The 23,436-nt window shown below is 70.1% G+C and carries 24 protein-coding genes; 13 read left to right on the top strand and 11 right to left on the bottom strand.

The genetic code is table 11. The features are described from left to right. Positions 1-24 precede the first annotated feature (24 nt). The 4 genes from pepF to EXE51_RS04960 all read left to right on the top strand — a co-directional run bounded on the left by pepF (position 25) and on the right by EXE51_RS04960 (position 4,629). Positions 25-1,824, top strand: coding sequence for an oligoendopeptidase F (pepF, locus tag EXE51_RS04975; protein WP_137692117.1), 1,800 nt, complete (start codon positions 25-27; stop codon positions 1,822-1,824). Positions 1,825-1,939: 115 nt separating this feature from the next. Continuing rightward, the gene (locus EXE51_RS04970) at positions 1,940-2,416 is read left to right on the top strand and encodes a hypothetical protein (RefSeq protein ID WP_094520610.1); all 477 of its coding nucleotides are present in this window, start codon (positions 1,940-1,942) and stop codon (positions 2,414-2,416) included. Between the two features lie 134 nt (positions 2,417-2,550). After that, positions 2,551-3,363 carry a hypothetical protein gene (locus EXE51_RS04965; protein ID WP_094552289.1) on the top strand — a complete coding sequence of 271 codons (813 nt, stop codon included), beginning with the start codon at positions 2,551-2,553 and terminating at the stop codon, positions 3,361-3,363. Between the two features lie 120 nt (positions 3,364-3,483). Then, complete coding sequence (locus EXE51_RS04960) at positions 3,484-4,629, top strand: aminopeptidase (protein ID WP_137692116.1); 1,146 nt, start codon at positions 3,484-3,486, stop codon at positions 4,627-4,629. Positions 4,630-4,666: 37 nt separating this feature from the next. On the opposite strand, the gene EXE51_RS04955 is transcribed toward EXE51_RS04960, so the two are convergent. Continuing rightward, positions 4,667-5,971: an O-acetylhomoserine aminocarboxypropyltransferase/cysteine synthase family protein gene (locus EXE51_RS04955; RefSeq protein WP_137692115.1), complete on the bottom strand. Its 1,305-nt coding sequence runs from the start codon at positions 5,969-5,971 to the stop codon at positions 4,667-4,669. 190 nt (positions 5,972-6,161) lie between these two features. On the opposite strand from EXE51_RS04955, the gene EXE51_RS04950 reads away from it, so the two are divergent. Next, on the top strand, positions 6,162-7,391 hold the full coding sequence (locus tag EXE51_RS04950) for an SPFH domain-containing protein (RefSeq protein WP_137692114.1): 1,230 nt from the start codon (positions 6,162-6,164) through the stop codon (positions 7,389-7,391). A gap of 25 nt (positions 7,392-7,416) precedes the next feature. On the opposite strand, the gene EXE51_RS04945 is transcribed toward EXE51_RS04950, so the two are convergent. The 3 genes from EXE51_RS04945 to uvrB form a co-directional block, all read right to left on the bottom strand. Further along, positions 7,417-8,010 carry a hypothetical protein gene (locus EXE51_RS04945; RefSeq protein ID WP_137692113.1) on the bottom strand — a complete coding sequence of 198 codons (594 nt, stop codon included), beginning with the start codon at positions 8,008-8,010 and terminating at the stop codon, positions 7,417-7,419. A gap of 75 nt (positions 8,011-8,085) precedes the next feature. Beyond that, entirely contained in the window at positions 8,086-8,616 is a 531-nt protein-coding gene (locus EXE51_RS04940) for a hypothetical protein (protein ID WP_086216333.1), read from the bottom strand. 67 nt (positions 8,617-8,683) lie between these two features. Continuing rightward, positions 8,684-10,738: an excinuclease ABC subunit UvrB gene (gene uvrB, locus EXE51_RS04935; RefSeq protein ID WP_086216334.1), complete on the bottom strand. Its 2,055-nt coding sequence runs from the start codon at positions 10,736-10,738 to the stop codon at positions 8,684-8,686. Between the two features lie 128 nt (positions 10,739-10,866). On the opposite strand from uvrB, the gene EXE51_RS04930 reads away from it, so the two are divergent. Further along, the gene (locus tag EXE51_RS04930) at positions 10,867-11,274 is read left to right on the top strand and encodes a hypothetical protein (protein ID WP_137692112.1); all 408 of its coding nucleotides are present in this window, start codon (positions 10,867-10,869) and stop codon (positions 11,272-11,274) included. 453 nt (positions 11,275-11,727) lie between these two features. Then, positions 11,728-12,618: an ATP phosphoribosyltransferase gene (gene hisG, locus EXE51_RS04925; RefSeq protein WP_137692111.1), complete on the top strand. Its 891-nt coding sequence runs from the start codon at positions 11,728-11,730 to the stop codon at positions 12,616-12,618. A gap of 16 nt (positions 12,619-12,634) precedes the next feature. Here hisG and EXE51_RS04920 read toward each other — a convergent pair whose 3' ends face one another. From EXE51_RS04920 to larB, 3 genes are all read right to left on the bottom strand, one after another. Further along, positions 12,635-12,898 (bottom strand): GIY-YIG nuclease family protein, encoded by a 264-nt coding sequence (locus EXE51_RS04920; RefSeq protein ID WP_049932157.1) that lies wholly within the window; start codon positions 12,896-12,898, stop codon positions 12,635-12,637. 109 nt (positions 12,899-13,007) lie between these two features. Then, positions 13,008-13,160: a hypothetical protein gene (locus EXE51_RS17700; protein ID WP_008440770.1), complete on the bottom strand. Its 153-nt coding sequence runs from the start codon at positions 13,158-13,160 to the stop codon at positions 13,008-13,010. A 135-nt stretch (positions 13,161-13,295) separates the two neighbouring features. Continuing rightward, positions 13,296-14,063 (bottom strand): nickel pincer cofactor biosynthesis protein LarB, encoded by a 768-nt coding sequence (larB, locus tag EXE51_RS04915; RefSeq protein WP_094494219.1) that lies wholly within the window; start codon positions 14,061-14,063, stop codon positions 13,296-13,298. Positions 14,064-14,365: 302 nt separating this feature from the next. On the opposite strand from larB, the gene EXE51_RS04910 reads away from it, so the two are divergent. Further along, a complete protein-coding gene (locus tag EXE51_RS04910) occupies positions 14,366-14,533 on the top strand; it encodes a DUF1931 family protein (RefSeq protein ID WP_004047560.1) in 168 nt (55 codons plus the stop codon). A gap of 78 nt (positions 14,534-14,611) precedes the next feature. On the opposite strand, the gene rpiA is transcribed toward EXE51_RS04910, so the two are convergent. Further along, positions 14,612-15,346, bottom strand: a complete 735-nt coding sequence (rpiA, locus tag EXE51_RS04905; protein WP_137692110.1) for a ribose-5-phosphate isomerase RpiA — start codon at positions 15,344-15,346, stop codon at positions 14,612-14,614. Positions 15,347-15,445: 99 nt separating this feature from the next. On the opposite strand from rpiA, the gene EXE51_RS04900 reads away from it, so the two are divergent. Further along, the gene (locus EXE51_RS04900; protein ID WP_049932131.1) at positions 15,446-15,706 is read left to right on the top strand and encodes a hypothetical protein; all 261 of its coding nucleotides are present in this window, start codon (positions 15,446-15,448) and stop codon (positions 15,704-15,706) included. 8 nt (positions 15,707-15,714) lie between these two features. Here the strand turns inward: EXE51_RS04900 and EXE51_RS04895 are convergent, their stop codons facing one another. Together EXE51_RS04895 and EXE51_RS04890 are read right to left on the bottom strand one after the other, a co-directional pair. After that, positions 15,715-16,839, bottom strand: coding sequence for an ORC1-type DNA replication protein (locus tag EXE51_RS04895; protein WP_049932129.1), 1,125 nt, complete (start codon positions 16,837-16,839; stop codon positions 15,715-15,717). Between the two features lie 105 nt (positions 16,840-16,944). Next, positions 16,945-18,057 carry a TIGR01177 family methyltransferase gene (locus tag EXE51_RS04890; RefSeq protein ID WP_241990583.1) on the bottom strand — a complete coding sequence of 371 codons (1,113 nt, stop codon included), beginning with the start codon at positions 18,055-18,057 and terminating at the stop codon, positions 16,945-16,947. 84 nt (positions 18,058-18,141) lie between these two features. Here EXE51_RS04890 and EXE51_RS04885 point away from each other — a divergent pair, with 84 nt between their 5' ends. Next, positions 18,142-18,702, top strand: a complete 561-nt coding sequence (locus tag EXE51_RS04885; protein ID WP_049932128.1) for a TATA-box-binding protein — start codon at positions 18,142-18,144, stop codon at positions 18,700-18,702. Between the two features lie 93 nt (positions 18,703-18,795). Beyond that, positions 18,796-19,155 (top strand): hypothetical protein, encoded by a 360-nt coding sequence (locus tag EXE51_RS04880; protein WP_049932127.1) that lies wholly within the window; start codon positions 18,796-18,798, stop codon positions 19,153-19,155. Positions 19,156-19,237: 82 nt separating this feature from the next. Here EXE51_RS04880 and EXE51_RS04875 read toward each other — a convergent pair whose 3' ends face one another. Further along, the gene (locus tag EXE51_RS04875) at positions 19,238-21,454 is read right to left on the bottom strand and encodes an ATP-dependent DNA helicase (protein WP_137692109.1); all 2,217 of its coding nucleotides are present in this window, start codon (positions 21,452-21,454) and stop codon (positions 19,238-19,240) included. A gap of 148 nt (positions 21,455-21,602) precedes the next feature. On the opposite strand from EXE51_RS04875, the gene EXE51_RS04870 reads away from it, so the two are divergent. Together EXE51_RS04870 and radA are read left to right on the top strand one after the other, a co-directional pair. Continuing rightward, entirely contained in the window at positions 21,603-22,103 is a 501-nt protein-coding gene (locus tag EXE51_RS04870; protein WP_089308480.1) for an ACT domain-containing protein, read from the top strand. 182 nt (positions 22,104-22,285) lie between these two features. Continuing rightward, positions 22,286-23,317 carry a DNA repair and recombination protein RadA gene (gene radA / locus EXE51_RS04865; protein ID WP_049932122.1) on the top strand — a complete coding sequence of 344 codons (1,032 nt, stop codon included), beginning with the start codon at positions 22,286-22,288 and terminating at the stop codon, positions 23,315-23,317. Positions 23,318-23,436 lie beyond the last annotated feature (119 nt).

The raw sequence follows: 23,436 nt of genomic DNA, 5'->3' as shown, positions 1-23,436 counted from the left end.
GTCCGGGAGGCCGACCCGATCGGTATGAGTTCGGTTCCCGAGCGGTCCGAGATCGACGCCGAGTACAAGTGGGACCTCGACGGCATCTACGCCGACGACGAGGCGTGGGAGGCCGCCTACGAGACGGTTTCCGACCGGATCGGCGAGCTGGCCGACTACGAGGGGCGCGCGACCGAGGACGCCGCGACCCTCCTCGAGCTCCTCGAACTGCGCGAGGAGATATTCCGCAAGCTCCAGCAGGTGATGACGTACGCCCGGCTCCGGAGCGCCGAGGACACGCGGAACCAGGAGTACCAGGCGATGTCGGCGAAGGCGTCGTCGCTCGGCTCCGAGGCGTCGAGCGCGATCTCGTATCTCGACCCCGAGATCCAGTCGCTGACCGAGGCGGACGTGGCGGACTTCGTCAACGACGAGCCCGGGCTCGCGGAGTACGAACACTACTTCGACGACGTGCTGCGCAAGAAGCCGCACACGCGGTCGAGCGAGGTCGAGGAGGTGCTCGCGGACCTCTCGGAGGTCACCGACGCGCCGAGCGAGATCTACTCGATGTTGACGAACGCCGACATGACCTACGGCGTCGTCGAGGACCCGGACGGCGAGGAAGTCGAGATCACGCAGGCGAACTTCACGAAGCTCCAGACCAACCCGGACCGCGAGTTCCGCGAGCGCGTCCACGAGACGTTCTACGACGAGTGGGCCGACGTGCGCAACACGGTCGGCACGTCGCTGGAGAAGGCCGTCCGCGAACACGTCACGAGCGCCGAGATCCGCGACTACGACTCCGCGCGCGCCGCCGCGCTCGACGGTTCGAACGTCCCCGTCGAGGTGTACGACACGCTCGTCGACACCGTCGACGACAACCTCGACGTGCTCCACCGCCACGCCGACCTGAAGGCCGAGGCGCTCGGCGTCGACCGGCTACAGAGCCACGACCTCTACATGTCGCTGACGGGCGACCAGGGTCCGGACGTGGAGTACGAACAGGCCCGCGAGTGGGTGATCGAGGCGGTCGCGCCGCTGGGCGAGGAGTATCAGGAGCGACTGGCCGAGGGGCTCGACTCGCGGTGGGTCGACGTGTACGAGAACCGCGGGAAGCGCTCGGGCGCGTTCTCCTCGGGCACCTACGACACCCAGCCGTACATCATGATGAACTACCAGGACGACATCGCCTCGATGTACACGCTGGCCCACGAGCTCGGCCACTCGATGCACTCCGAGCTGGCGGGCGACGCGCAGCCGTGGCACGACGCGAGCTACGAGATATTCGTCGCGGAGATCGCGTCGACGGTCAACGAGACCCTGCTCACCCACCACCTGCTCGACACCGTCGAGGACGACGAGCTCCGCACCCACGTCCTCGACGAGTACCTCGAACGCTTCCGCTCGACCCTCTTCCGCCAGACGATGTTCGCGACGTTCGAACAGGAGATCCACGAGCGCGTGGAGGCCGGCGACGCGCTCACCCCCGACGCGTTCGACGAGATCTACGGCGATTTGAAGGGGGACTACTACGCGGCCGCTGAGCTCACGGGCGGCATCGAGCGCGAGTGGCAGCGTATTCCGCACTTCTACTACGACTTCTACGTCTACCAGTACGCGACCGGCATCTCCGCCGCGGCCGCGATCGTCGAGCGCGTCCTCGACGAGGGCGACGAGGCCGCCGCCGACTACCGCGAGATGCTGCGGGCGGGCGGCTCCGACTACCCGCTCGACGTGGTCGAACTCGCCGGCATCGACATGGCCTCGCCCGACCCGATCGAGTCCGCCGTCGGGATCTACGACGAGTACCTCGACGAGATCGCGGCGCTGCTCGACCTAGAGTAACGCCGACGCGCGGGAGTCGACTGATCCCTCCGACGGGCCGGCGCAGTCCGGCCCCCGAACGACCGAGCCGGCGGCCCAAAGCATATGATTCGCTCGGCCGAACCCGCCCGCCGGGATGGACCGCAGGCTGCTCGTCGTCCCGGGTGTCCTCCTCCTGCTCGCCCTGATCGCGGACGTGAGGGTCGTCCGCTGGGAGGCGGCGCTCCGCGCGGGACCGGGGCTCGAACGACACCGGACCGTGAACGCGACCGGCCTCCCCGCGAGGTGCGCAGAGGCCGCCGTCGCCCTCGCCGACGGCGACGACGTCTCGATGCGGGGGTATCGGATCGCTCCCGGCTCCCTCGATCTCGTCGTCGAACGCACCTCCGCCTCCGGTCGGTGGGCGCTCGGCGACGCGAACTGCGCGGACCGCCTCGCCGGAGTCGACGACCTGCGCGTCGACGGCCGCTCGTACCGGGTGCTCGGTCAGTACTTGCGCGGGCGGGTTGACCGGACCGCGCTGTTCGGGCTGGCGCGGCTCGGGAGCGGAGTCGTGGGCGTCGGACTGCTCGCGGTCGGGCTCCTCGCGACCGTCGGTCGGGAATCCGAGTGACGGCGGTCGGGAATCCGAGTGACGGCGGTCGGGAATCCGAGTGACGGCGGTGGCCGGTTCCGACCGGCCGCTCACCGGGAACCACCGCCGCTCATCCTCCAATTTTATTAGCTGTCTGAGCAGTTACCGACGGTATGGAGTGGCACGAGCGTTCGGAGGCCGGGGCGGACACGCTGCGCCGACAGGCGGTTCGAATTCCGCTCCCCGACAGGGAGGCGGAACGGGACCTCCACGAGAACATGGCCCGGATCGCGGACGCCGGCGAGCGGAAGGCCCGGCTACTCGACGATCCGGACGTCCCGCTGACGGAAGTGTACGAGGACGAACTGGACGAGATGCGACAGAGCTTCGAGTACCGCTTACAGCAGGTCGCCGGCGAGGAGTACTACGACGTCGCGACCGCGTATCTCGACGGCGAACGCGACGACTGGATCGGAGCGCTCGCCGCGTACTACTTGGAGTGTTACTACCGCTTACAGGAACGCTACACTGTCGACGAACAGATCTTCTTTCTGTTGATCCTCCGATACCCGGACTGTTTCACGGTGAACCTCAGTTTCCTCGGCGGTGAGATCAGCCGAGACGCGGTTCGGTACGAGTCCTCCGCGCTCGCGGACGCGGACCTCACGGAGCGCGGTCAGGAGCAGTACTACGCGGACAGCCAGTACTCCCAACACGAGGCCGCGGAGTACCTCCGCGAGAGCGTCGGCTGTATCCGCGAGGCGTTCCCGGACCCGGACGCGACCTCGGCCGAACGGCGGCAGTACGGCGGGTTCATCCATCTCACCGGACGGCAGGGGCCGACGTTCGCGGAGCTCCTCGACTCCTGGGCTCCGGACCCGGACCGGTTCGACGAGCCGGCCGCCACGCCCGATATCGTTCCGGAGGGGCCGGAGGCAAGACGAGCGAAGCGAACGCTCCTCACCGACGCCGAAGTGTTGATCTGACGGTCGCGGACCGGTCTCGACGGTCGGCGGCAACCGGGCGGACTCGTCGCGGCCCAGCTTGCGGGGACCGGTCCGACCGTCCCGGCACCGATTTACCGCTCCCCCGCGACACGAGTAATCATGGACGAACGCGTACGCGAGCACGCCGAGGTGCTTGTCGACTGGAGCGCGCGGATCGAGGCCGGCGACGACGTGGTTGTCAGCGTCGCGGAGGACGCCCACGAGCTGGGGGTCGCGGTCGCCGAAGCCCTCGGCGAGCGGGGCGCGAACGCCACGACGATGTACGGCTCCGCGGAGCTCTCCCGCGCCTATCTGAAAGGCGTCGAGGCCGGGAACGACGGCGATGTCGAGGCGGACGACTTCGACTCGGACCCCGCGGTCGAGCGCGCGATGTTCGAGGCCGCCGACGCCTACCTCCGAGTCGGGGGCGGGCGCAACACCACCGCGGTCGCGGACGTCGACCGCCCGACCCGGCAAGCGTACGCGAAGGCGCGGCAGGGCGTCCGCGAGGCGCGGATGGACACTGACTGGGTGTCGACGGTCCACCCGACGCGGAGCCTCGCCCAGCAGGCGGGGATGGCCTACGAGGAGTACCAAGAGTTCGTCTACGACGCCGTCCTCCGCGACTGGGAGTCCCTCGCCGACGAGATGGCCGAGATGAAGTCGGTCCTCGACGCGGGCGACGAGGTCCGGATCGTCACCGAGCGCGACGGCGCTCCCGACACCGACGTGACGATGTCGATCGCGGGCCGCACCGCGGTTAACTCCGCCGCCTCCGTCGCGTACGACTCGCACAACCTCCCTTCCGGTGAGGTGTTCACCGCGCCGTACGACACCGAGGGCGAGGTCTTCTTCGACGTGCCGATGACGATCGACGCGACGCGGGTCCGGAACGTTCACCTCGCGTTCGAGGGCGGCGAGGTCGTCGACTTCTCGGCGGAGTCCGGCGAGGAGGCAGTCGCGGACGTCCTCGACACCGACGACGGCGCGCGGCGGCTGGGCGAGCTCGGGATCGGGATGAACCGCGGCATCGACCGGTTCACCGACTCGATCCTCTTCGACGAGAAGATGGGCGACACCGTCCACCTCGCGGTCGGCCGCGCCTACGACGCCTGCCTGCCGGAGGGCGAGTCCGGCAACGACAGCGCGGTCCACGTCGACATGATCTCCGACGTGAGCGAGCGCTCCCGGATGGAGATCGACGGCGAGGTCGTCCAGCGGAACGGGACGTTCCGGTGGGAGGACGGCTTCGAGGCGGAGAACTGACCCTGTCAGAAACGGGGCAGCGAAGGGCGGACCGCGGCTATTCGGTCGCCGCCTCGATAGCCGCTTCGAGGTCGGCGACGATGTCGGCGGGGTCCTCGATGCCGACGGAGAGGCGCACCATGTCTGGGGTGACGCCGGCGGCCTCCTGTTCCGCTTCGGTCAGCTGCTGGTGCGTTGTCGACGCCGGGTGGATGACGAGCGTCTTCGCGTCGCCGACGTTCGCGACGAGCGATGCGAGGTCGGCCTCCTCGACGGTCGCGCGAGCCGCCTCGTAGCCGGCCTCCAGCCCGAACGTGAGCATCCCGCCGTAGCCGCCTTCCAGGTACTCGCTCGCCTCCTCGTGGGTCTCGTGGCTCTCCAGCCCGGGGTAGTTCACCCACGCCACGTCGTCGTGGTCGTCGAGGTACTCGGCGACGATCCCCGCGTTCTCGCAGTGGCGGTCCATGCGCAGCGGGAGCGACTCCGTCTGCTGGAGCGTGTTCCACGCGTCGAACGGCGACTGCTGGTCGCCCAAGTCGCGCAGGCCGCGAGTGATCGCCGCGAAGGTGAACGCCGCGTCGCCGAACCGCTCGGCGAAGTTGATCCCGTGGTACGCGGGGTTGTCCTGCGCGATCTCGGGGTACTTCTCGGCGTGGTCGGCCCACGGGAACGAGCCGCCGTCGACGACGACGCCGCCGACCGTGGTGCCGTTGCCGGTGAGCCACTTCGTCGTCGACTCCCAGACGAGGTCCGCGCCGTGTTCGAGCGGCCGGCAGAGCGCGGGCGTCGCGAAGGTGTTGTCGACGAACAGCGGGGCGCCGTGTTCGTGGGCGATGTCCGCGATCCGCTGGATGTCGGGCGTGACGAGTGCGGGGTTGCCGATCGTTTCGAGGTGGACGTAGGCGGTGTCCTCGTCGATCGCCTCGGCGTACCCCTCGTAGTCGAGCGGGTCGACGAATCGCGTCGAGACGCCGCGGCGCTCGACGGAATGGGTGAGGTACGTGTAGGTGCCGCCGTACAGCGCCGACGACGTGACGACGTTGTCGCCCGCCGAGGCGAGCAGGAAGGTCGTCACGTCGAGCGCGGCCATGCCCGAGGCGGTCGCGACCGCGCCGACGCCGCCTTCGAGCGATGCGATCCGCTCTTCTAAGGCGGCGTTGGTCGGGTTCATCAGTCGAGAGTAGACGTTGCCGGCCTCCTCTAAGGCGAAGAGGTCCGCGGCGTGGTCGGCGTCGTCGAACTGGTAGGCGGTGGTCTGGTAGATGGGGGTCGCACGCGCGCCGGTCGCTGGGTCCGGGTCGGACCCGGCGTGAACGCTTCGCGTGCTGAACTTCCGGTCGTCGTCCCCCTCGTCGGATGGCATGGATCGACCTTCCGCCGCCGCGTAGTTAAAGCCGACCGGCATACGCGGGCGTTTCCGGTATCTCCGAGATAGGGGGCGAGAATGGCGGGGCGGAGACGAGAGCGACGGCGGCGCCGAAGCGCCGGGCGCAACGCGCTCCGCCGCGACGACTCGTGCCAACCGTTAACAGCGTCGGGCCGTAACCTCACGTATGGGAACACAAGGTCCGCGCGGCGAGTCCGCCGAGCTGGAGGATCTGCTGGCGGAGGTCCCGGACGGGGTCTGGCAGTACCTCGCGCTCGGCGTCGCCCTCCTCGTCGCCGTCGCCCTCCTCGGGCAGAGCCTCGCGTTCGGCGTCGCGGCGCTGGCGGTGCTTTTGGCGGCCGTCACGGTCGTCAGCGCCGTCGAGATCGTCGACGCCTACGACAAGGAGGCGCTCACCGTCTTCGGCGAGTACCGCGAGCTGCTCGAACCGGGCGTCCACCTCATCCCCCCGTTCGTCTCGCGGACGTACGCGTTCGACATGCGGACCCAGACGATCGACGTGCCGAGCCAGTCGGCGATCACGCGGGACAACTCCCCCGTGACCGCCGACGCGGTCGTCTACATCAAGGTGATGGACGCGAAGAAGGCGTTCCTCGAAGTCGACGACTACAAGAACGCCGTCTCGAACCTCGCACAGACCACCCTCCGCGCCGTCATCGGCGACATGGAGCTCGACGACACGCTCTCGCAGCGGGAGCTGATCAACGACCGGATCAACGAGGAGTTAGACGAACCCACCGACGAGTGGGGGATCCGCGTCGAGGCCGTCGAGGTCCGCGAGGTGAGCCCCTCACAGGAGGTCCAGCGCGCGATGGAGCAACAGACCGGCGCGGAGCGCCGCCGCCGCGCGATGATCCTCGAAGCGCAGGGTGAACGCCGCTCCGCGGTCGAGCAGGCCGAGGGTGACAAGCAGTCCAACATCATCCGCGCGCAGGGTGAAAAGCAGTCCCAGATCCTCGAAGCGCAGGGGGACGCCATCTCGACGGTCCTCCGCGCCCGCTCCGCCGAGTCGATGGGCGAACGCGCCATCATCGAGCGCGGCATGGAGACCCTAGAGGAGATCGGGAAAGGCGAGTCCACCACCTTCGTCCTCCCGCAGGAGCTCACCAGCCTCGTCGGCCGCTACGGCAAGGCCCTCTCCGGCTCCGACGTTCAGCAGATGGAGGGGCTCGACGGGAAGGAGTTCGACGAGGAGACGGAGAAGCTGCTCGGGTTGGAAGACATCGAGAGCGCCCTGGAACAGATCGACACCGTGGCCGACGACGACCTCCGCACCGACGAGACCCGGGACGGGGACGCGGCCCGCGACGTCGACCTCGCCAAGCAGGAGGCGGCGACCCGCGAGGCCGACCGCGACATCGAACTGGAGGCCGAAAGCGAGCGGCCGAGCGACTGAGACGCGCGGGCGATCGTGAGCCGGGTCAGGGCCGCCAGCGGTCCGGGTCGACCGCCCAGAGGAGGGCGACTGCGACCGCGCCGCCGACTCCTCCAGTGACCAACGAGAGGGGGTCGGACGCCCCCGCCGCGAGCGCCGCGAGCAGCAGGACGGAGCCGGCGAGGAGGGCGACGGTGTCCTCGGTTGTCGTCGCGCGGACCACCGGCGCCACGGCGCCGCCGACGGCCGCACCGGCGGCGATCCGCGCGGGCGGACCGGTCGTGAGGACGGCGTGTGCCGCCGGGTTCGTCGCCGTCGCGGGGGCCGATCCGGGCGCCGCGACGAGGCCGACGCCGAACGCGAGCGCGGCGACGGCGCCGAACGCGGGCGCGACCAGCGCCGCGCGGGCGGAGCCGTCGCCCCCGGTCGCGGCGGCCGCGCCGCCGACGAGCAGGACCGACCCGGCCGCGAGGAGCGCGGGGGCGGCGAGCGACGAGAGAGGAGCGGGTGCGGTCAGTGCGATTCCGTCGGCCGCGGACGAGGAGGGGACGAACGCCGGCGCGACCGTTCCCGCGAGACCGACCGCGGTGACGCCGACGACGAGGAGGGCCGAACCGAGGAGTCGACTGCGGAGTGACATGCGTGGCCGGAAGCGTCCCGGCCACAAAACGATCGCGGGACCGAGCCGGGATCGCGGCGGAGGGGGGCCCGACCGTCACACCGTGATGCCGGCGCGCTCGTCGCCGATGGCGACGATCACGCGCTCCGGGGGGCCGCGCTCGTCCGCGAGGCGCAACAGGAGCGTCTTGACGACCGGCTCGTCGGCGTCGATCTCGCCGCGGACGCCGCCTTGGTCGACGGCGATCCGAAGCGAGTGGTCGCCGGTGCGGCTGATCCCGCCGAGCCGGAGGCGGACCTCGGGCGCGGTGAGCCGCTGGGCGATCACTAAGATCGCGTCGCCCCCGTCGTCGACGAAGTCGGTGCGCTCGACGAACGCGCGGGACTCGGTCGCGTCGGGTTTGAGCGCGCCGCGGGCCGCGGCGGCGGACCGGAAGGAAGCGGCGTGAGTCGGTAGCTCCTCCGGGCGCGCGAGGACGCTGCGCGCGTCGACCATCGGGTTGCCGTCGACGTACCGGCTCCGCACGCCGAGGTCGCGCGGCGTCGAGGCGGCCACGTCGTGGAGGCGGTCGACGCACCCGGCGGTGGCGACCGCGAGCGCTCCGGAGACGACAGCACGACGGTACACGGGCGAGAGTGTGGCACAGCGACGTAAAAACCCCGCCGCCACGGTGACGCGGGCTGAGAATCGGGCGCTACTCGTCGATCATCGGCGCGGGCACGCCCTCGTCGCCGCCGTCGATCTCGAACGCGCGGCGCAGCTCCGCGATCCGGTCGCGGATGTCGGCCGCCAGCTCGAACTCGAGGTTGCTCGCGGCCTCATCCATGCGGTCCTCGAGGGCCTCGATCTGGGCTTTCGCCTCGGCTTCGCTCTCCACGTCGCCGACGCTGACCGACGAGGTGTCCGTCTTCGAGCCGGGGAGGTTCGTCTCGCTGACCGGCTTGTCGATGGTGGTCGCCTCGTAGCCGTGCTCGGCGTTGTACTCCAGTTGGATCTCGCGCCGGCGCTGGGTCTCCTCGATCGCCGCCTCCATCGAGTCGGTCACCTCGTCGGCGTAGAGGACGACCTCGCCGTTGACGTTGCGCGCGGCCCGCCCCATGGTCTGGACGAGCGTCGTGGTGGAGCGGAGGAACCCCTCTTGGTCGGCGTCGAGGATGGCGACGAGGCTCACCTCCGGGATGTCGAGCCCCTCGCGGAGCAGGTTGATCCCGACGAGCACGTCGATGTTGCCCAGGCGGAGGTCGCGGATGATCTCGTGGCGTTCGAGGGTGTCGGTCTCGTCGTGCATGTACGCCACGTCGACGCCCGCTTCCTCGAGGTACTCCGTGAGGTCCTCGGCCATCCGCTTGGTGAGCGTGGTGACGAGGACGCGCTCGTCGCGCTCGATCCGGTCGTCGACGCGCTCGAGGAGGTCGTCGACCTGCCCGGTGGCCCCCGTCACCTCCACCTTCGGATCGACGAGGTGGGTCGGCCGGACGATCTGCTCGACGATCCGGTCGGAGGTCTCGCGCTCGTAGTCGCCCGGCGTCGCGGAGACGTAGAGGGTGCGGTCCGTCTTCTCCTCGAACTCCTCGAACGTCAGGGGGCGGTTGTCGTAGGCGGTCGGGAGCCGGAACCCGTTCTCGACGAGCGAGTCCTTCCGCGACTTGTCGCCCTCGTACTGCCCTTTGATCTGCGGGATCGTCTGGTGGGACTCGTCGACGACGGTGAGGAAGTCGTCGGGGAAGTAGTCCAGCAGGGTGTAGGGGGCGTCGCCGGACTCGCGGTCGTCCATGTGGACCGAGTAGTTCTCGATCCCGGAGCAGTAGCCCGCCTCCCGCAGCATCTCGATGTCGAAGGTGGTCCGCTCCTCGATGCGCTGGGCGGCCACGAGGTCGCCCTGCCGCTCGAAGTAGCTCACCCGCTTCTCCATCAGGTCCTCGATCTCCGCGATCGCCTGCTCCAGCTTGTCGTCCGGGATCGAGTAGTGCTCCGCCGGGTGGAGCATCACCGCGGGCTCCTCGGAGACGACCTCGCCGTGCATCGGGTCCACCTTGATCATCCGGTCGATCTCCTCGCCCCACAGCTCGACGCGCACCGCGTAGCGCCCGTACATCGGGTATATCTCGACGGTGTCGCCCCGGACGCGGAACGTCCCCTGCGTGAAGTCCACGTCGTTGCGCTCGTAGTTCAGGTCGACGAGCCGGGTGAGCAGCTCCTCGCGGCCGACCTCCTCGCCGACCTCCAGGCGGAGCGCCATGTCGCGGTAGTTCCCCGGGTCGCCTAGCCCGTAGATGGCCGAGACGCTCGCGACGACGATCACGTCGTCGCGGGTCAGCAGGGAGCGCGTCGCGGAGTGGCGCAGGCGGTCGATCTCCTCGTTTATCGACATCTCCTTGTCGATGAACGTGTCCGTCTGCTCGACGTACGCCTCCGGCTGGTAGTAGTCGTAGTAGGAGACGAAGTACTCGACGGCGTTGTCCGGGAACAGCTCGCGGAACTCCTCGTACAGCTGGGCCGCGAGCGTCTTGTTGTGGGCGAGAACGAGAGTGGGCTGGTCCAACTCCTCGGCGACCCACGAGACGGTGTTGGTCTTCCCGGACCCCGTCACGCCGAGCAGCGTCTGCTTTGTCGCGCCCGACTCGTACCCCTCGACGAGTTGCTCGATCGCCTCGGGCTGGTCGCCCGCGGGCTCGAACGGGGCGTCGACGCGGAGCGGGCGGTCGACGGTCGGGCGGTCCTCCGAGAGGGGGGAGTCGGCGTCGCTCACGATACGCGTCGTTGGGCGGCGAGCCACTTGAGCGGCGCGGCTACGTCGGTGACTGCGACGAAACCGGTTCCGCGCGGACGGTTCCGCTCGGGGAAAAACCGATTACGGATCCGGCGGAACACCCGGTCGTGTCCCTTCTCACTCCCCCCGTCGCCTTCGGCGCCGCCCTAGTGCTGTTCGTCTGGCTCGCATCCGGCGTCTGGGTGAACCTCGACGCGCACGCCCGCGGAAGTGACTATCCGGCCGTCTGGGGCGTCTTCGCACCGCTCTCGGGAATTGTGCTGCTCTACTACCTGCTGTGGTGGCGCCGCGGACGGTCTCGCGAGTACCCGCCGTCGCGGTGGGAGCGGGCCACCGCGATCGTCGCCGTCGCCGGTCCCGCGGGGCTGGTCGTCGGGAGCCTCGTCTCGCCGCCCGATCCGATCTCCCAGCTGACCGTCTGGCCGGTCGCGTTCGCCGGCTGCCTCCCCGTCGCGTACTGGGTGGTCGGAAGAAGATTCGACGCGACCGGCGACTCGTATATAAGCGGTTGGTAACGAATCGGCGACGAACACCGCCAAAGCCCCAACTGCGAGGGCGCAGTACGCTTGTTGCGCTCCTCGGTTGCTCACTCCGTTCGCTCCCTGCGGTGCTTACGTCGTCATCAGAACGCTCCGCGTTCTGATTGGCTCATGAGAGCTTCGCTCTCCTGAACGCCTACTGCGCCCTCGCGGCAGCGTGGCGCTACGCGCCACGGGCAGCCGGCGGCTTCGCCGCCGGCGACTACCCCTTTGGGTCCCACCCCGCACGGCACCGCGCCTCACACCTCCCCAGCCTCGTCGGTCGCCGTCGCTTCGCTCGGCGACCGACTCCCTCGCGCGTGCGGTTCGCGGCCTGACGGTCGCTCACCGGCACGCGCCACCGCATCTGTTTATAACCAGTCTCGCGTCGCTACCAGTCCCGCCCCTCCGGACGAAAACGTTTCCCCCTGTCCGCGCGACGCTCCCCGTATGCGCATCGCCGTCCCCAACAAGGGCCGCCTACACGAGCCGACGCTCTCGCTGTTGGAGCGCGCGGGGCTCCACGTCGAGGAGACCGCCGACCGCCAGCTGTACGCCGACACCGTCGACGAGGACGTGACGGTGCTGTTCGCGCGGGCGGCCGACATCCCCGAGTACGTCCGCGACGGCGCGGCCGACCTCGGCGTCACCGGCCTCGATCAGGCGGCCGAGTCCGGCGGCGTCGTCGACGCCGCGAGCGCGGCGGCCGAGGGCGACCTCGTCGACCTGCTCGACCTGGGCTACGGTTCCTGTCGGCTCGTCCTCGCCGCGCCCGAGGCCGGCGGGGTGTCGGCGGTCGAGGACCTAGCGGACAGGACGGTCGCGACCGAGTTTCCGAACGTCACCCGCGACTACCTCGACCGCGTGGGCGTCGACGCCGACGTGGTCACGGTGACGGGCGCGACGGAGCTGACCCCGCACGTCGACATGGCGGACGCCATCGTCGACATCACCTCGACGGGGACGACGCTGAAAGTGAACCGGCTGGCGGTGATCGACGACGTGCTCGACTCCTCCGTCCGGCTGTTCGCGCGCCCCGACGTGGTCGACGACACGAAGGTCGAGCAGGTCGTGACCGCCTTCGAGTCCGTCCTCGCCGCGGACGGCCGTCGCTACCTGATGATGAACGCGCCGAAAGAGCGGCTCGACGCAGTGAAGGACGTGATCCCCGGGCTCGGCGGCCCGACCGTGATGGACGTCGAGGCCGACGAGAACGGCAACGGGATGGTGGCGGTCCACGCCGTCGTCGACGAGCGCGACGTGTTCGAGACGATTTCGGAGCTCCGGTCGGTCGGCGCGACCGGCATCCTCGTCACGGAAATCGAGCGCCTCGTGGAGTGAGCGAGAGGCGAAGCGGTCAGTCCCCCGCGTCGTCGCCCTCGCCGATCAGCCGCTCTTTCTCGGCGCGCGACAGCGACTTGACCGCGTACTCCCGCGACATCGCCGCCGACTTCGAGTCGAACGACTCGACGTGGCGGAGGGTGACGGGGGTCCGCCCGCGGGTGTACTTCGCGCCCTCGCCGGCGTCGTGTTCGGCGACGCGCCGCTCGACGTCGGTCGTGTACCCGGTGTAGAGGGTGCCGTCGGCGCACTCGATGACGTACACGTGGTGGTCGGCCACGGTCGGCCGTCCGAGCGCGAGCGGCAAGTGTGTGCGGGTGTGCCCGGAGGGGCAGGCGAACGGAGCAGTCGCTCCCCGTGCGCTCGTCCTTCGATCGGCGTTTCGCCGGTCAGTCCCCGGTTCGAGTCCGCTCGCGAGACACCTCTGCGATGCCCGCGTTCGCGGAGCACTTCGGGCACGCGTTCAGGTCGCCGCGTTCGTCCGCGAAGACGCGAGCGAAGCGGTCCGAGACGTGCGACCCGCAGTGGTCACAGCGTGGCATGTGATGCCGACGTGCGTCGGCAACTACCATACGGGCTCGACGAACTAATACCCTTTTTCGACCCAGTCGGCTGCCGGTATACGGTCGGTTAAGAGAGTCCGGATGTCGCCGGATCTCCTCGCTCGATCCCCCCGCTCACTCGGCGCGCGCGGCGTCGACCGCGCGGGCGATCAGCCCGGCCTGCGCACCGGCGACGAACCCGGCGTCGACGTTGACGGTCGTCAGCACGGAGCACGACTGAAGCGCCCCCTCCAAAGCCGCCACTCCCTCGCCGCCGACGCCGTAGCCGGTCGAGACGGGGAGCGCGATCACGGGGGCGTCGACGAGGCCGGCGACGACCGTCGGGAGCGCCCCCTCGCGACCCGCCGCGACCACGACGGCGTCCGCCTCGCGGACCCGGTCGGCCTGGTCTACGATCCGGTCGAGGTTGGCGACGCCGACGTCGTCGACCCGGTCGACGGTCGCCCCGATCTCGCGGGCGACGACCGCGGCCTCGCCGGCGACGGGCGCGTCCGCGGTGCCGGCGGCCACGACCGCGACCGCGGCGTCGAGCGAGGGGAGTTCGAAGTCGGCCGCGTGCGCGACGACGGTCCCGGTCCGATCGTCGCGCTCGACCGTCGCGTCCGGTCCCACGTCGCCGACCGCCGACGCCACCGCGGCCGCCGTCGCCTCGTCCGCCCGCGTCACGAGCGCCCGGCCGGTGGTGTCGAGCGCCGTCGTCGCCAGGGCGGCGACCTCCGCGGGTGTCTTCCCCTCCGCGAGGATCGCCTCCGGGATCCCGCGGCGTCGCTCGCGGGCGGCGTCGAAGCGCCCCGCGTCCGTGGTCGCGTAGCCCGCGAGCCGCGACTCCGCCTCCTCGATGCCGATCTCACCCGCCTCCAGCGCCGCTAACGTCTCTCGCATGGGGCGTCGTCGGGGGCGGCCTCGGTCGAAGCTGTCGGTTCGAGCCGGGCGCGCCGCGCGCGAGGTCGAGCCGGGGTCGAAGCGCGTTCGCGAGCGTCACGCGACGACGCGCGCTCCGTCCGGACCGCGCTCGGAGCGGGGTCGGGCCGCGTTTCGCGTCGTGCTCGCGGCGGGGCGGAGACGAGAATCTCACAAGACTTATACGCGCTTGTACTCGCGGCCTCCCGCGAACGGGCCGCACGGCGCCCCTCGCGGTCGAATTCAGGAACTCTTATTAACCATCACCGGGTAGGCCCGATCGCATGGCAGACCTCATTGTCAAAGCGGCCGTCAAGGAAGCCCTGGACGACAAGAACGTCGCTTCGGACTTCTACGACGCGCTGGACGACGAAGTGGACGAGCTGCTCGAAGACGCCGCGCGCCGCGCCGAGGCCAACGACCGGAAGACGGTCCAGCCGCGCGACCTCTAAGACGGAACTCGTTTCCGTTCCATTTTATTTGCGTGCCGCCCGCCGAGCGGCCGCGCTGCGGGGCGTCGCCCGGGGATATCAGACCGACTCGATCCGGACGCCGGACTCGGTGCCGACATGTATCTCGTCGGTCATCCCGACGAACAGCCCGTGCTCGACCACGCCCGGAACCTCGGCCAGCGTCGCCGACAGGGCGACCGGGTCGGCGATCTCGCCGAACGCGCAGTCGAGCACGAGGTTCCCGTTGTCAGTCACCACCGGACCGTCCTTCCGCTCCGCGCGCCGCAGCGTCGGCTCGCCGTCGGCCTCCCGGACGGCCGCGGCGACGGCAGTCCGCCCCGATGGCAGCACCTCGACCGGGACCGGCCGGTCCAGCCGCGGCGACTCCTTCGAGGGGTCCGCGACGACGAGGAAGCGGTCGGCCGCGGCGTCGACCAACTTCTCGCGGGCGTGGGCCGCGCCGCCGCCCTTTATCAGAGCCCCGCCGGTGTCGGGGGCGCCGCCCCCGTCGACGCCGGTCGCCACCTGGTCCGCGCCGTCGATGGCGAGGTCGATACCCGGGCCGTCGAGACCGACCGCCTCGGAGAGGTCGAGGCAGGGAATCCCCGCCCCGACCGCGAGTTCGCGGCTCGCGAACGAGGTCGGGACGCCCCGGACGTCGAGGCCGGCGTCGACCCGGTCCCCGAGCCGCCGGATCGCGTGCGCCGCCGTCGACCCCGTCCCCAGTCCGACCACGTCGCCGTCGGTGACGGCCTCGGCCGCCGACTCGCCGGCGCGCCGCTTCATCGCGTCGCTCCCGCCGCTCGTCTTCATGCGACGAGGTGCGGGCGGAGCTATTGAAAAGGCGTCGGCGGTTCGCTCCGACCGCGCGACCGCCGAAATGTATTACTCGCGACGCGATCAGTCGGAAGTGTGTCCTCGGCAACCGCTGTCCTCCCGCTGTTCGGCCTGACGCTCCTCGGTGCGATGTTCGTGACCGCGGCGCTTCAGTCGCGCGGTCGACTCCCCTTCGCGGTCCCCGAAGGCGCGTACGTCGCCGTCTCGGTCGGGGCCGTCTCCGTCGTCGCGCAGTCCCTCGTCGGGTCGGACCGAGAGACCGTCGCGATCCTCGCCGTCGGGGCCCTCGCATGGGCGACTGGGTACGAGACGGCGCGTGGTGACGACGAGAGGTAGGTCGCCGCCTACTCCAACCGGTCCAAGACGGCCTCCGCGTCGTAGGCCAAGGAGAGTTCGCGGGAGCGGCCGCGGCCGTCGACGTCGGCGTACTCCGCGTCGATCACGCCGAGCTGATCGAGCTTGTTGATGATCTCCGAGTAGCGGGTGTAGCCGAGCCCCGTCTCGTCGTTAAACGCGTCGTACACCGCGCCGGCGCGCTCGCCGTCGTGCTCGGCGAGGACGCGGACGAGGTCACGCTCGGAGTCGGAGAGCCCGCGCAGCGACCGCGAGAGGTGGACGTGCTTCGACTTGTCGTACGCGTCCTCGACGTCCTCCTTCGAGACGGTCTTCGAGGCGCGCATCTCCGCGTTGAGCCCGGCCCGGCGCAGGAGGTCGATCCCGACCCGGAGGTCGCCGCTCTCGGCGGTGAGGTCGGCGACCCGCTCCAGTTCGGCGTCACCGATGACGCCCTCGTGGAAGCCGCGCTTGGCGCGCTCGGCGAGGATGTCGTAGATCTCGGTCGCGTCGTAGACGGGGAAGTACACCTCCTCGGGCCGGAAGACCGACTGGACACGGGTGTCGAGGTCGTCGATCACGTCGAGCCCGAGGTCCGAGGAGACGACGATGACGCCGATCTTCGCGCCGGAGTGCGCCTCGTGGGCGCGGAGGAGCGAGTACAGCGTGTCGGAGGCCTCGTTCTCGTAGAAGAGGTAGTTCACGTCGTCCAAGGCGACGACGAGCACCTCGTCCTCCTCGACGAGGCGGTCGGTGATCTGGCCGAACAACTTCTTGAAGGAGATGCCCGACGACGGGGGTTCGTACTCGAAGATCCCCTCGAACAGCCGGGAGAACACCGCGTAGCGCGTGGAGTCGACCTGGCAGTTGACGCGGACCGTCCGCACCTCGGTCCGGGCGCCGAGCTCGCCGAAGAGCTTCTGGACCGCGGTGGTCTTGCCGGTTCCCGGCGGTCCGCGAACCATCGTGTTGAGCGGGCGGGAGCCGCGAACCGCGGGGCGGAGCGCGTACTTGAGGTTCTCCAGTTGGCTCTCGCGGTGGCGGAACGTCTCGGGGACGTGGTCGATCTCGAACACCGACTCGTCGCGGAACACCGACTCGTCCCACGAGAGCATGTCCCCGCCGTCCCCGGTCATGCGAGTACCACGAGAGGCCGCGCACTTAACCGTTGCCCGGCGTCGGGGCGGAACTGAAACTTGTCGCGCCAGCGTCGGATAAGAGCGATTCCGCCGATCGGTCGTTCACTCTCGGTCCGGCAAGCTTCCGTCCGCGTCGGGCGAGATATCCGCCGGGTCCGCCTCGCCTCCCGCGTCCGCCTCGCGGCGCAACACCAGCACGTGGCGCGTCAGCGACCGGTGAACCCGGCGCTCGAACGCCGCGTCGACGGTCCACCCGGCGTCGCGGGCGGGGCCGCGCCAGTCGCGGTCGGCGATCAGCACCGCGCGCGGCGCGACCCGGGCCGCCTCCGCAAGCGCGCCCGCGACGAGGTCGGCCAGCTCGTGGCGCGCGATCTTCGACTGTCGGCCGTAGGGGGCGTCGAACGCGACCCCGTCGACGGCGTCGTCGGGAAGCGGGAGCGCGGTCGCGTCGCCGCGGGCGACGTGCCAGTCGGGGGAGGGAGCGTCGGCGTCGTCGGCGAGGTATGCGCGGAAGTTCCGCCGCGCGCCGTCGGCCATCTTCGCCTGCGCGTCGCAGGCGACCGCGTCGGCGCCGACGAGGCCCGCTTCGAGGGGGAGACCGCCGGTGCCGCACATGGGATCGAGCAGGGTCCGCCCGGGGGCGGCGCCCGCGAGGTTGGCGTAGGCGCGGGCGTCGGCCGGGGCCATGCTCCCCGGCTGGAAGAAGGGGCGGTCGGTGGGGCCCGGCGCGAAGTCGCGGGCGGCCTCGGCGGCGACCCACCCGAGCGCGCACAGGTCCGCGTCGCCGCCGTCCGCGCCGGCCACCGCGTCGTGTTCGGCGCGCGGGCCGGCGGCGAAGAGCGCGCGGAGGACGTGGTCGGGGTCGTCGAGGTCGACGTCGAACCCGCGGTCGACGAGGACGCTCCCGAGTTCGCGCTCGACCGCCTCGGTGGAGACTCCCGACGTTCCCCGGACGTTGCGGGCGCGGACCGCCACGCTTCCGGAGCGGTCGAGCGGCGCGGCGCGGAGCGCGGCGACCGCGGCGTCGACGTCGGCGTCCGTCCGCGCGACCGCATCGTGGGCGGCGCGCGTGTACGCGAGGCGCCGGACGTGCGCGCCGTCGATCCCGCCGGTCCGAGCGATCCCCGGCGCGAGGAGGTCGACGCCGGTCGCCGCGGTCGCCGCTTCGCGGGCGGCGAAGGCGTCGGTCTCGCCGGCGAGTTCGAGCCAGTACACGCCGACCGCTCCGCGCGGCGACGCCAATAGCGTGGCGGTTCCGACCAGCCACCTTTTTAAGTCGTTCGGGCGAGGATGGAGGTAATGAGGGCCGACCCGAAGGAGACGATCACCGTCGAAAACGTCGTCGCTTCCACGGGGATCGGGCAGGAACTCGATCTCCAGAGCGTCGCGATGGACCTCGAGGGCGCCGACTACGACCCCGAGCAGTTCCCCGGGCTCGTCTACCGCACCACGGACCCGAAGTCGGCCGCCCTGATCTTCCGCTCCGGGAAGATCGTCTGTACGGGCGCGAACTCGGTCGAGGCGGTCCACGAGAGCCTCGACATCGTGTTCGCGGAGCTCCGCGCGCTCCAGATCCCGATCGAGGACCCGGAGGTCACCGTCCAGAACATCGTCACGTCGGCCGACCTCGGCGAGAGCCTGAACCTGAACGCGATCGCGATCGGGCTCGGCTTGGAACACATCGAGTACGAGCCGGAGCAGTTCCCCGGGCTCGTCTACCGGCTCGACGAGCCGGAGGTCGTCGCGCTGCTCTTCGGCAGCGGGAAAGTGGTCGTCACCGGCGGCACGAGCCCCGCCGACGCCGAGGCAGCCGTCGACGTGATCGTCGAGGAGCTGAACGGCCTCGGGCTGTTGGACTGACGCGGCGAGCCCGCGATCGAGACGGGGCCGCGATGCGGCGACACCGCGACCGCGTTCCGCGATCACTTTTACCCGTCCCCGCGTATGGCGACCATGCTCTTACAGACGGTGACGCCGGTCTCCGTGCTCGGGACGACCGTCCTGTTGGCGCTGTTCCTCTGTCTCACCGCGCACGTCGCGGCCCGGAACGTCCTCGGCGACGCCGACCCGCGGCGGGCCCTCTACATCGGCCCGCTGCCCGCGGTGATCAGCGTCGCCGGCAACGGGCTCGAACTCCCCGGGGGGCTCATCCTCCTCGCGGCGCTCCTCGTCGACGGGACGATGTTCTGGTGGAGCTACGAGCAGCCGCGGCGGGCGGTCGCCGCGATGACGCTGATCCACGCCGTGGTCACGACGCTGCTGGCCGGGCTCCTGATCCTGGTCTCGATCCTGCTCGCGTCGATGCCCGGATAGGACGGCCGGAAGTGACGTCGAGGCGAGCGCCCGGGAAAGTGACGTCGAGGCGAGCGCCCGGGAGCGAGACCGCGCGCCCGCGTCACGGCGACGGCGGCGGGCCGTCGTACGCGTCGTGGTCCTGATAGAAGTTCAGCATCGCGAACTTCAGCTTCGCGGGGTCGACGTCGAGCAGCTCCTCGCGCTCCTCGGGCGGGAACGCGGACCGGACCGAGTACTTCCCCATGTCGGCGGTCGTGTAGCGCCGGTCCGCGAGGATCCGGACGCCGTAGTCGTCGGGGCCGCGGATCACTCGGCCGAGCGCCTGTCGCGTCTTGCGGATCGTCGGGACCTCGACCGCGTACGTCCACCCCGGGTCGCGGGCGCGGTCGCGGTCCGCGAACGCGCGGTCGTAGGCGTCCTGGACCGCCTCCGTGCGGTCCGAGAGGTGCGGGTACGGGACGCCCACGACGACGACCGTCCGGGCGTCGTCGCCGTCGAAGCTCACGCCCTCGCCGAGCGTCCCCCACAGCGAGGTGAACAGCGCGGCGCCGTCGCTCTCGACGAACTCGCTGCGGAGCCGCTCCTCGTCCTCGCCCGGCCCGTCGAGGTGGATCGGACCGAGGTCGACGGCGTCCGCCGCAGCGCCGCCGGCGGCGCTTCCGCCCCCGCTCGCCCCCGCGAGCCGCTCGTGGTAGCGCTCGGCCTCGGCGTACGACGGGAAGAAGGCGAGCATGTTGCCCGGGGTAAAGCGGATTGCGTCGCGGAGCAGCGACGACACGGCCTCCTGCGTCTCCGGGTCGTTTCGGTCGGCGGCGAACAGCGGCGGCACGTCGGCGGCGAACGTCCGGCGGTTCGCCTCGGGGTACCCCATCTCGTAGGCCATCGAGGCGACGTCCTCCAGCCCCAGCACGTCCTCGGTCACGTCGAACGGGCGCAGCGTCGCGCTCATCAGGACCGAGGCGGCCACCTCGTCGAACAGCTCGCTCGTGACGCTCCGCGGGATACAGGTGTACAGCTCCGCCCGGCCGTACACCTCGTCGGTGCCGCCGTCGCGCCGGACGGAGAGCACGGGATACTGGCCGAACTCCGCGCCCTCGTCCATCCACGTCGAGACGAACCGGGCGGCCGCGAGCGTCTGCGACTCCGACCGGGTGGTCGCCTCCCCGTCCCGGTAGCGGCGCTCGTACTCCTCGTCTATCGCCTGGCCGAGCTGGACGGCGAGCTCGGTCTCCGCGTCGATCCCCGTCCCCTCGTAGTTGCGGAGGAACGCGAGCGTGAGGTCGTCGCGGCGGTCGTCGTTGGCGACCGCAATGTCCTCCCAGTTCTCCGTCACGGACTCGGAGCCGCCGAAGCCGAGCGCGTCCTCGTACGTCTCGACGAGGGCGTCGCGGAAGGCGCGGAGGACGTTCTCGGCGGGCTCCGCGCGGGAGTCGTCGCTGTCGGCCACCTCGTCTAAGGCGGCGTCGAGCGTGTTCTCCGTCAGCGTTCGGGTGGCGTGGTCGCGGGCGGCGTCCTCGATGTTGTGCGCCTCGTCGAACACGGTGATTATCTCGCTCGGGTCGCGGTCGATCCACCGGAAGAACTGCTCGCGGATGTTCGGGTCGAGCAGGTGGTGGTAGTTACAAACGACCAAGTCGACCCCCTCCATCCCCTTCTTCAGCAGCTCGTAGCCGCACAGCGCGCGCTCGTCGGCGTACTCGTACACGTCGTCGGGGGTGCGGACGTCCTCGAAGAGCCACCCGAAGAAGTCGTCCGTGTCGCGGGTGAGATTGTTGCGGTAGTGTTCGCAGACGTTCGCGGCGTCGTACTCCTCCATCTCCGCCTCCAGCTCGTCGAGTTCGTCCATGACCGACTCGCGGGCCTCGGCGGCGCCCGTATCGCCCTCGCGGCTCTCGGCCAGCAGCTCGCGCTGTCGCGACTCCAGCTCGCGGACCTCGCTCTCCGTCTCGACCATCTCGCGGGTGGTGTCGCGGAGGGTCTGACACTCCTGGTAGTCGACGTCGATGTGGCACATCGACGACTTCCCCTTGAACACGACCGCGCGGATGGGTTCTTCGCGCGTGATCGCGCGGGCGTCCTCGACGAACTGCCGCATCTGCTGGTGGACGTTGGTCGTGATGACGACCGTGCGGTCGTGCTCGCGCGCGTGTTCCAGCGCGGGCACGAGCGCCGAGAGGGTCTTCCCGGTCCCGGGCGCCCCCTCGAACAGCACGTCCTGTCCGCGGTCCAGCGCGTTGGCGACCCGGTCCATCGCCTCGCGCTGGTTCGGGTACGGCTCCTCGTACGGGAAGAACCGCAGGTGCGGCGACTCTGACACGGGGCGGAGTTCGGCGGCGTCGGCTAAAAGGGGTCGGGTGGCGGGGCGGAAGTGGTCCGGGCCGGCGGGGTCGCCGGACGACCGCGACGCGACCGGCCGCGACGCACCCGCCTTTTTAACGCCCGGCCGCGACCACTCCCGACAACGAATGTTCGACGAGATCCTCGAGAAGTTCGAGGGGTCACCCAGCCAGCAGGCGGTGATCCGGCTGTTCTTGGAGCGCGGCTTCTCCGTCAACGAGGAGGGGCGGGTCGTCTCCGGCGGGATCGAGATCCCTTACACCGGCATCGCGCGCGAGCTCGACGTGGACCGGCGCGTCGTGGACTCGACGACCGACGCGATCCTGGCCGACCCCGAGCTGAAGCGCATCTTCACCAACATCTCGTCGGTCCCGAGCCTGATGGACCTCGCCCCGGTCCTCGACCTGACGGTACTCACCATCGAGGTCGCGGCCGCCGACGAGGCCGGGATCGTCGCCGAGGTGACGGGGATCCTGGCCGACCGCGGCGTCTCGATCCGGCAGGTGCTGAGCGAGGACCCCGAGTTCACCGACGACCCGAAGCTGTACGTGATCACCGACGCCGAGCTGTCGGGCGACCTGCTCGTGGAGATCCGCGACCTCGGGTACGTCCGCCGCGTCGGCTTCTGAGGACCCGACCGCCGGGTCGCCCCTGACCCCTCGACCAGTTTCACCGCGCGACGGAGCGGGCCGCTCCGACGAACGCTTTCGAGAGATAGCGAACCGCGACCGAGCGGTGACGCTCGGCGAACTTCACTTTCACTCGGGTGTAAACCAGTCTTTATACGGGATGGCAAACAAGCACTGTGTACATGCCTGAAGACGAACTCGAGGACCTCCCCGGCGTCGGCCCGGCAACCGCGGACAAGCTCGTGGACAACGGATTCGAGAGTTACCAGTCGATCGCCGTCGCGAGCCCCGGCGAGATGTCGAACACGGCCGACATCGGCGAGTCGTCCGCCGCCGACATCATCAACGCCGCCCGCGACGCCGCCGACGTCGGCGGCTTCGAGACCGGCGCGAGCGTGCTGGAGCGCCGCCAGGAGATCGGCAAGCTCTCCTGGCAGATCGACGAGGTGGACGACCTGCTCGGCGGCGGCATCGAGACGCAGTCGATCACGGAGGTGTACGGCGAGTTCGGGTCCGGGAAGTCACAGGTTACCCATCAGATGGCGGTCAACGTCCAGCTAGAGCCGGAGAACGGCGGCCTCGACGGCGGCTGTATCTTCGTCGACTCCGAGGACACGTTCCGACCGGAGCGGATCGACGACATGGTCCGCGGGCTCGACGACGAGATCCTCGCCGACGAGATGGAGCGCCGCGAGATCGAGGGGACGCCCTCGGACGAGGAGGCGCTCGAAGAGCTCGTTGAGGCGTTCCTCGACCAGATCCACGTCGCGAAGGCGTTCAACTCCAACCACCAGATCCTGCTCGCCGAGAAGGCGAAGGAGCTGGCCGGCGAACACGAGGAGACGGAATGGCCGATCCGGATCGTCTGCGTCGACTCGCTCACCGCGCACTTCCGCGCGGAGTACGTCGGTCGGGGCGAGCTTGCGGATCGCCAGCAGAAGCTCAACAAACACCTCCACGACCTGATGCGGATCGGCGACCTGTTCAACACCGCCATCCTCGTCACGAACCAGGTCGCGTCGAATCCCGACTCGTACTTCGGCGACCCGACGCAGGCGATCGGCGGCAACATCCTCGGACACGCCTCCACGTTCCGGATGTACCTCCGCAAGTCGAAGGGCGACAAGCGGATCGTCCGCCTCGTCGACGCGCCGAACCTCGCCGACGGCGAGGCCGTGATGCGCGTCCAGAACGAGGGTCTGAAGCCGGAATAACGGTGTTTCCGGGACATCGGTCGGCGGAGAGGGCAGTCTGACACCGCCGAGATATCGATTCCGTCGAGGGACCGCGAGACGGGTTGACAAACGTCTACTTCTGCCGACGAGGCCGGAAC

The organism is Halorubrum sp. CGM5_25_10-8B, assembly GCF_005435095.1.
Classification (GTDB): Archaea; Halobacteriota; Halobacteria; order Halobacteriales; family Haloferacaceae; genus Halorubrum; species Halorubrum ezzemoulense.
Note: the sequence above shows the minus strand (reverse complement) of the source record. Positions and strands in the feature narration are given on the sequence as shown.

Excerpts from the sequence above, each read along its gene's own strand:
- pepF (WP_137692117.1), top strand. The coding sequence starts at position 25 with ATGAGTTCGGTTCCCGAGCGGTCCGAGATCGACGCCGAGTACAAGTGG.
- EXE51_RS04970 (WP_094520610.1), top strand. The coding sequence starts at position 1,940 with ATGGACCGCAGGCTGCTCGTCGTCCCGGGTGTCCTCCTCCTGCTCGCC.
- EXE51_RS04965 (WP_094552289.1), top strand. The coding sequence starts at position 2,551 with ATGGAGTGGCACGAGCGTTCGGAGGCCGGGGCGGACACGCTGCGCCGA.
- EXE51_RS04960 (WP_137692116.1), top strand. The coding sequence starts at position 3,484 with ATGGACGAACGCGTACGCGAGCACGCCGAGGTGCTTGTCGACTGGAGC.
- EXE51_RS04955 (WP_137692115.1), bottom strand. The coding sequence starts at position 5,971 with ATGCCATCCGACGAGGGGGACGACGACCGGAAGTTCAGCACGCGAAGC.
- EXE51_RS04950 (WP_137692114.1), top strand. The coding sequence starts at position 6,162 with ATGGGAACACAAGGTCCGCGCGGCGAGTCCGCCGAGCTGGAGGATCTG.
- EXE51_RS04945 (WP_137692113.1), bottom strand. The coding sequence starts at position 8,010 with ATGTCACTCCGCAGTCGACTCCTCGGTTCGGCCCTCCTCGTCGTCGGC.
- hisG (WP_137692111.1), top strand. The coding sequence starts at position 11,728 with ATGCGCATCGCCGTCCCCAACAAGGGCCGCCTACACGAGCCGACGCTC.
- EXE51_RS17700 (WP_008440770.1), bottom strand. The coding sequence starts at position 13,160 with ATGCCACGCTGTGACCACTGCGGGTCGCACGTCTCGGACCGCTTCGCT.
- larB (WP_094494219.1), bottom strand. The coding sequence starts at position 14,063 with ATGCGAGAGACGTTAGCGGCGCTGGAGGCGGGTGAGATCGGCATCGAG.
- EXE51_RS04910 (WP_004047560.1), top strand. The coding sequence starts at position 14,366 with ATGGCAGACCTCATTGTCAAAGCGGCCGTCAAGGAAGCCCTGGACGAC.
- rpiA (WP_137692110.1), bottom strand. The coding sequence starts at position 15,346 with ATGAAGACGAGCGGCGGGAGCGACGCGATGAAGCGGCGCGCCGGCGAG.
- EXE51_RS04895 (WP_049932129.1), bottom strand. The coding sequence starts at position 16,839 with ATGACCGGGGACGGCGGGGACATGCTCTCGTGGGACGAGTCGGTGTTC.
- EXE51_RS04885 (WP_049932128.1), top strand. The coding sequence starts at position 18,142 with ATGAGGGCCGACCCGAAGGAGACGATCACCGTCGAAAACGTCGTCGCT.
- EXE51_RS04880 (WP_049932127.1), top strand. The coding sequence starts at position 18,796 with ATGCTCTTACAGACGGTGACGCCGGTCTCCGTGCTCGGGACGACCGTC.
- EXE51_RS04870 (WP_089308480.1), top strand. The coding sequence starts at position 21,603 with ATGTTCGACGAGATCCTCGAGAAGTTCGAGGGGTCACCCAGCCAGCAG.
- radA (WP_049932122.1), top strand. The coding sequence starts at position 22,286 with ATGCCTGAAGACGAACTCGAGGACCTCCCCGGCGTCGGCCCGGCAACC.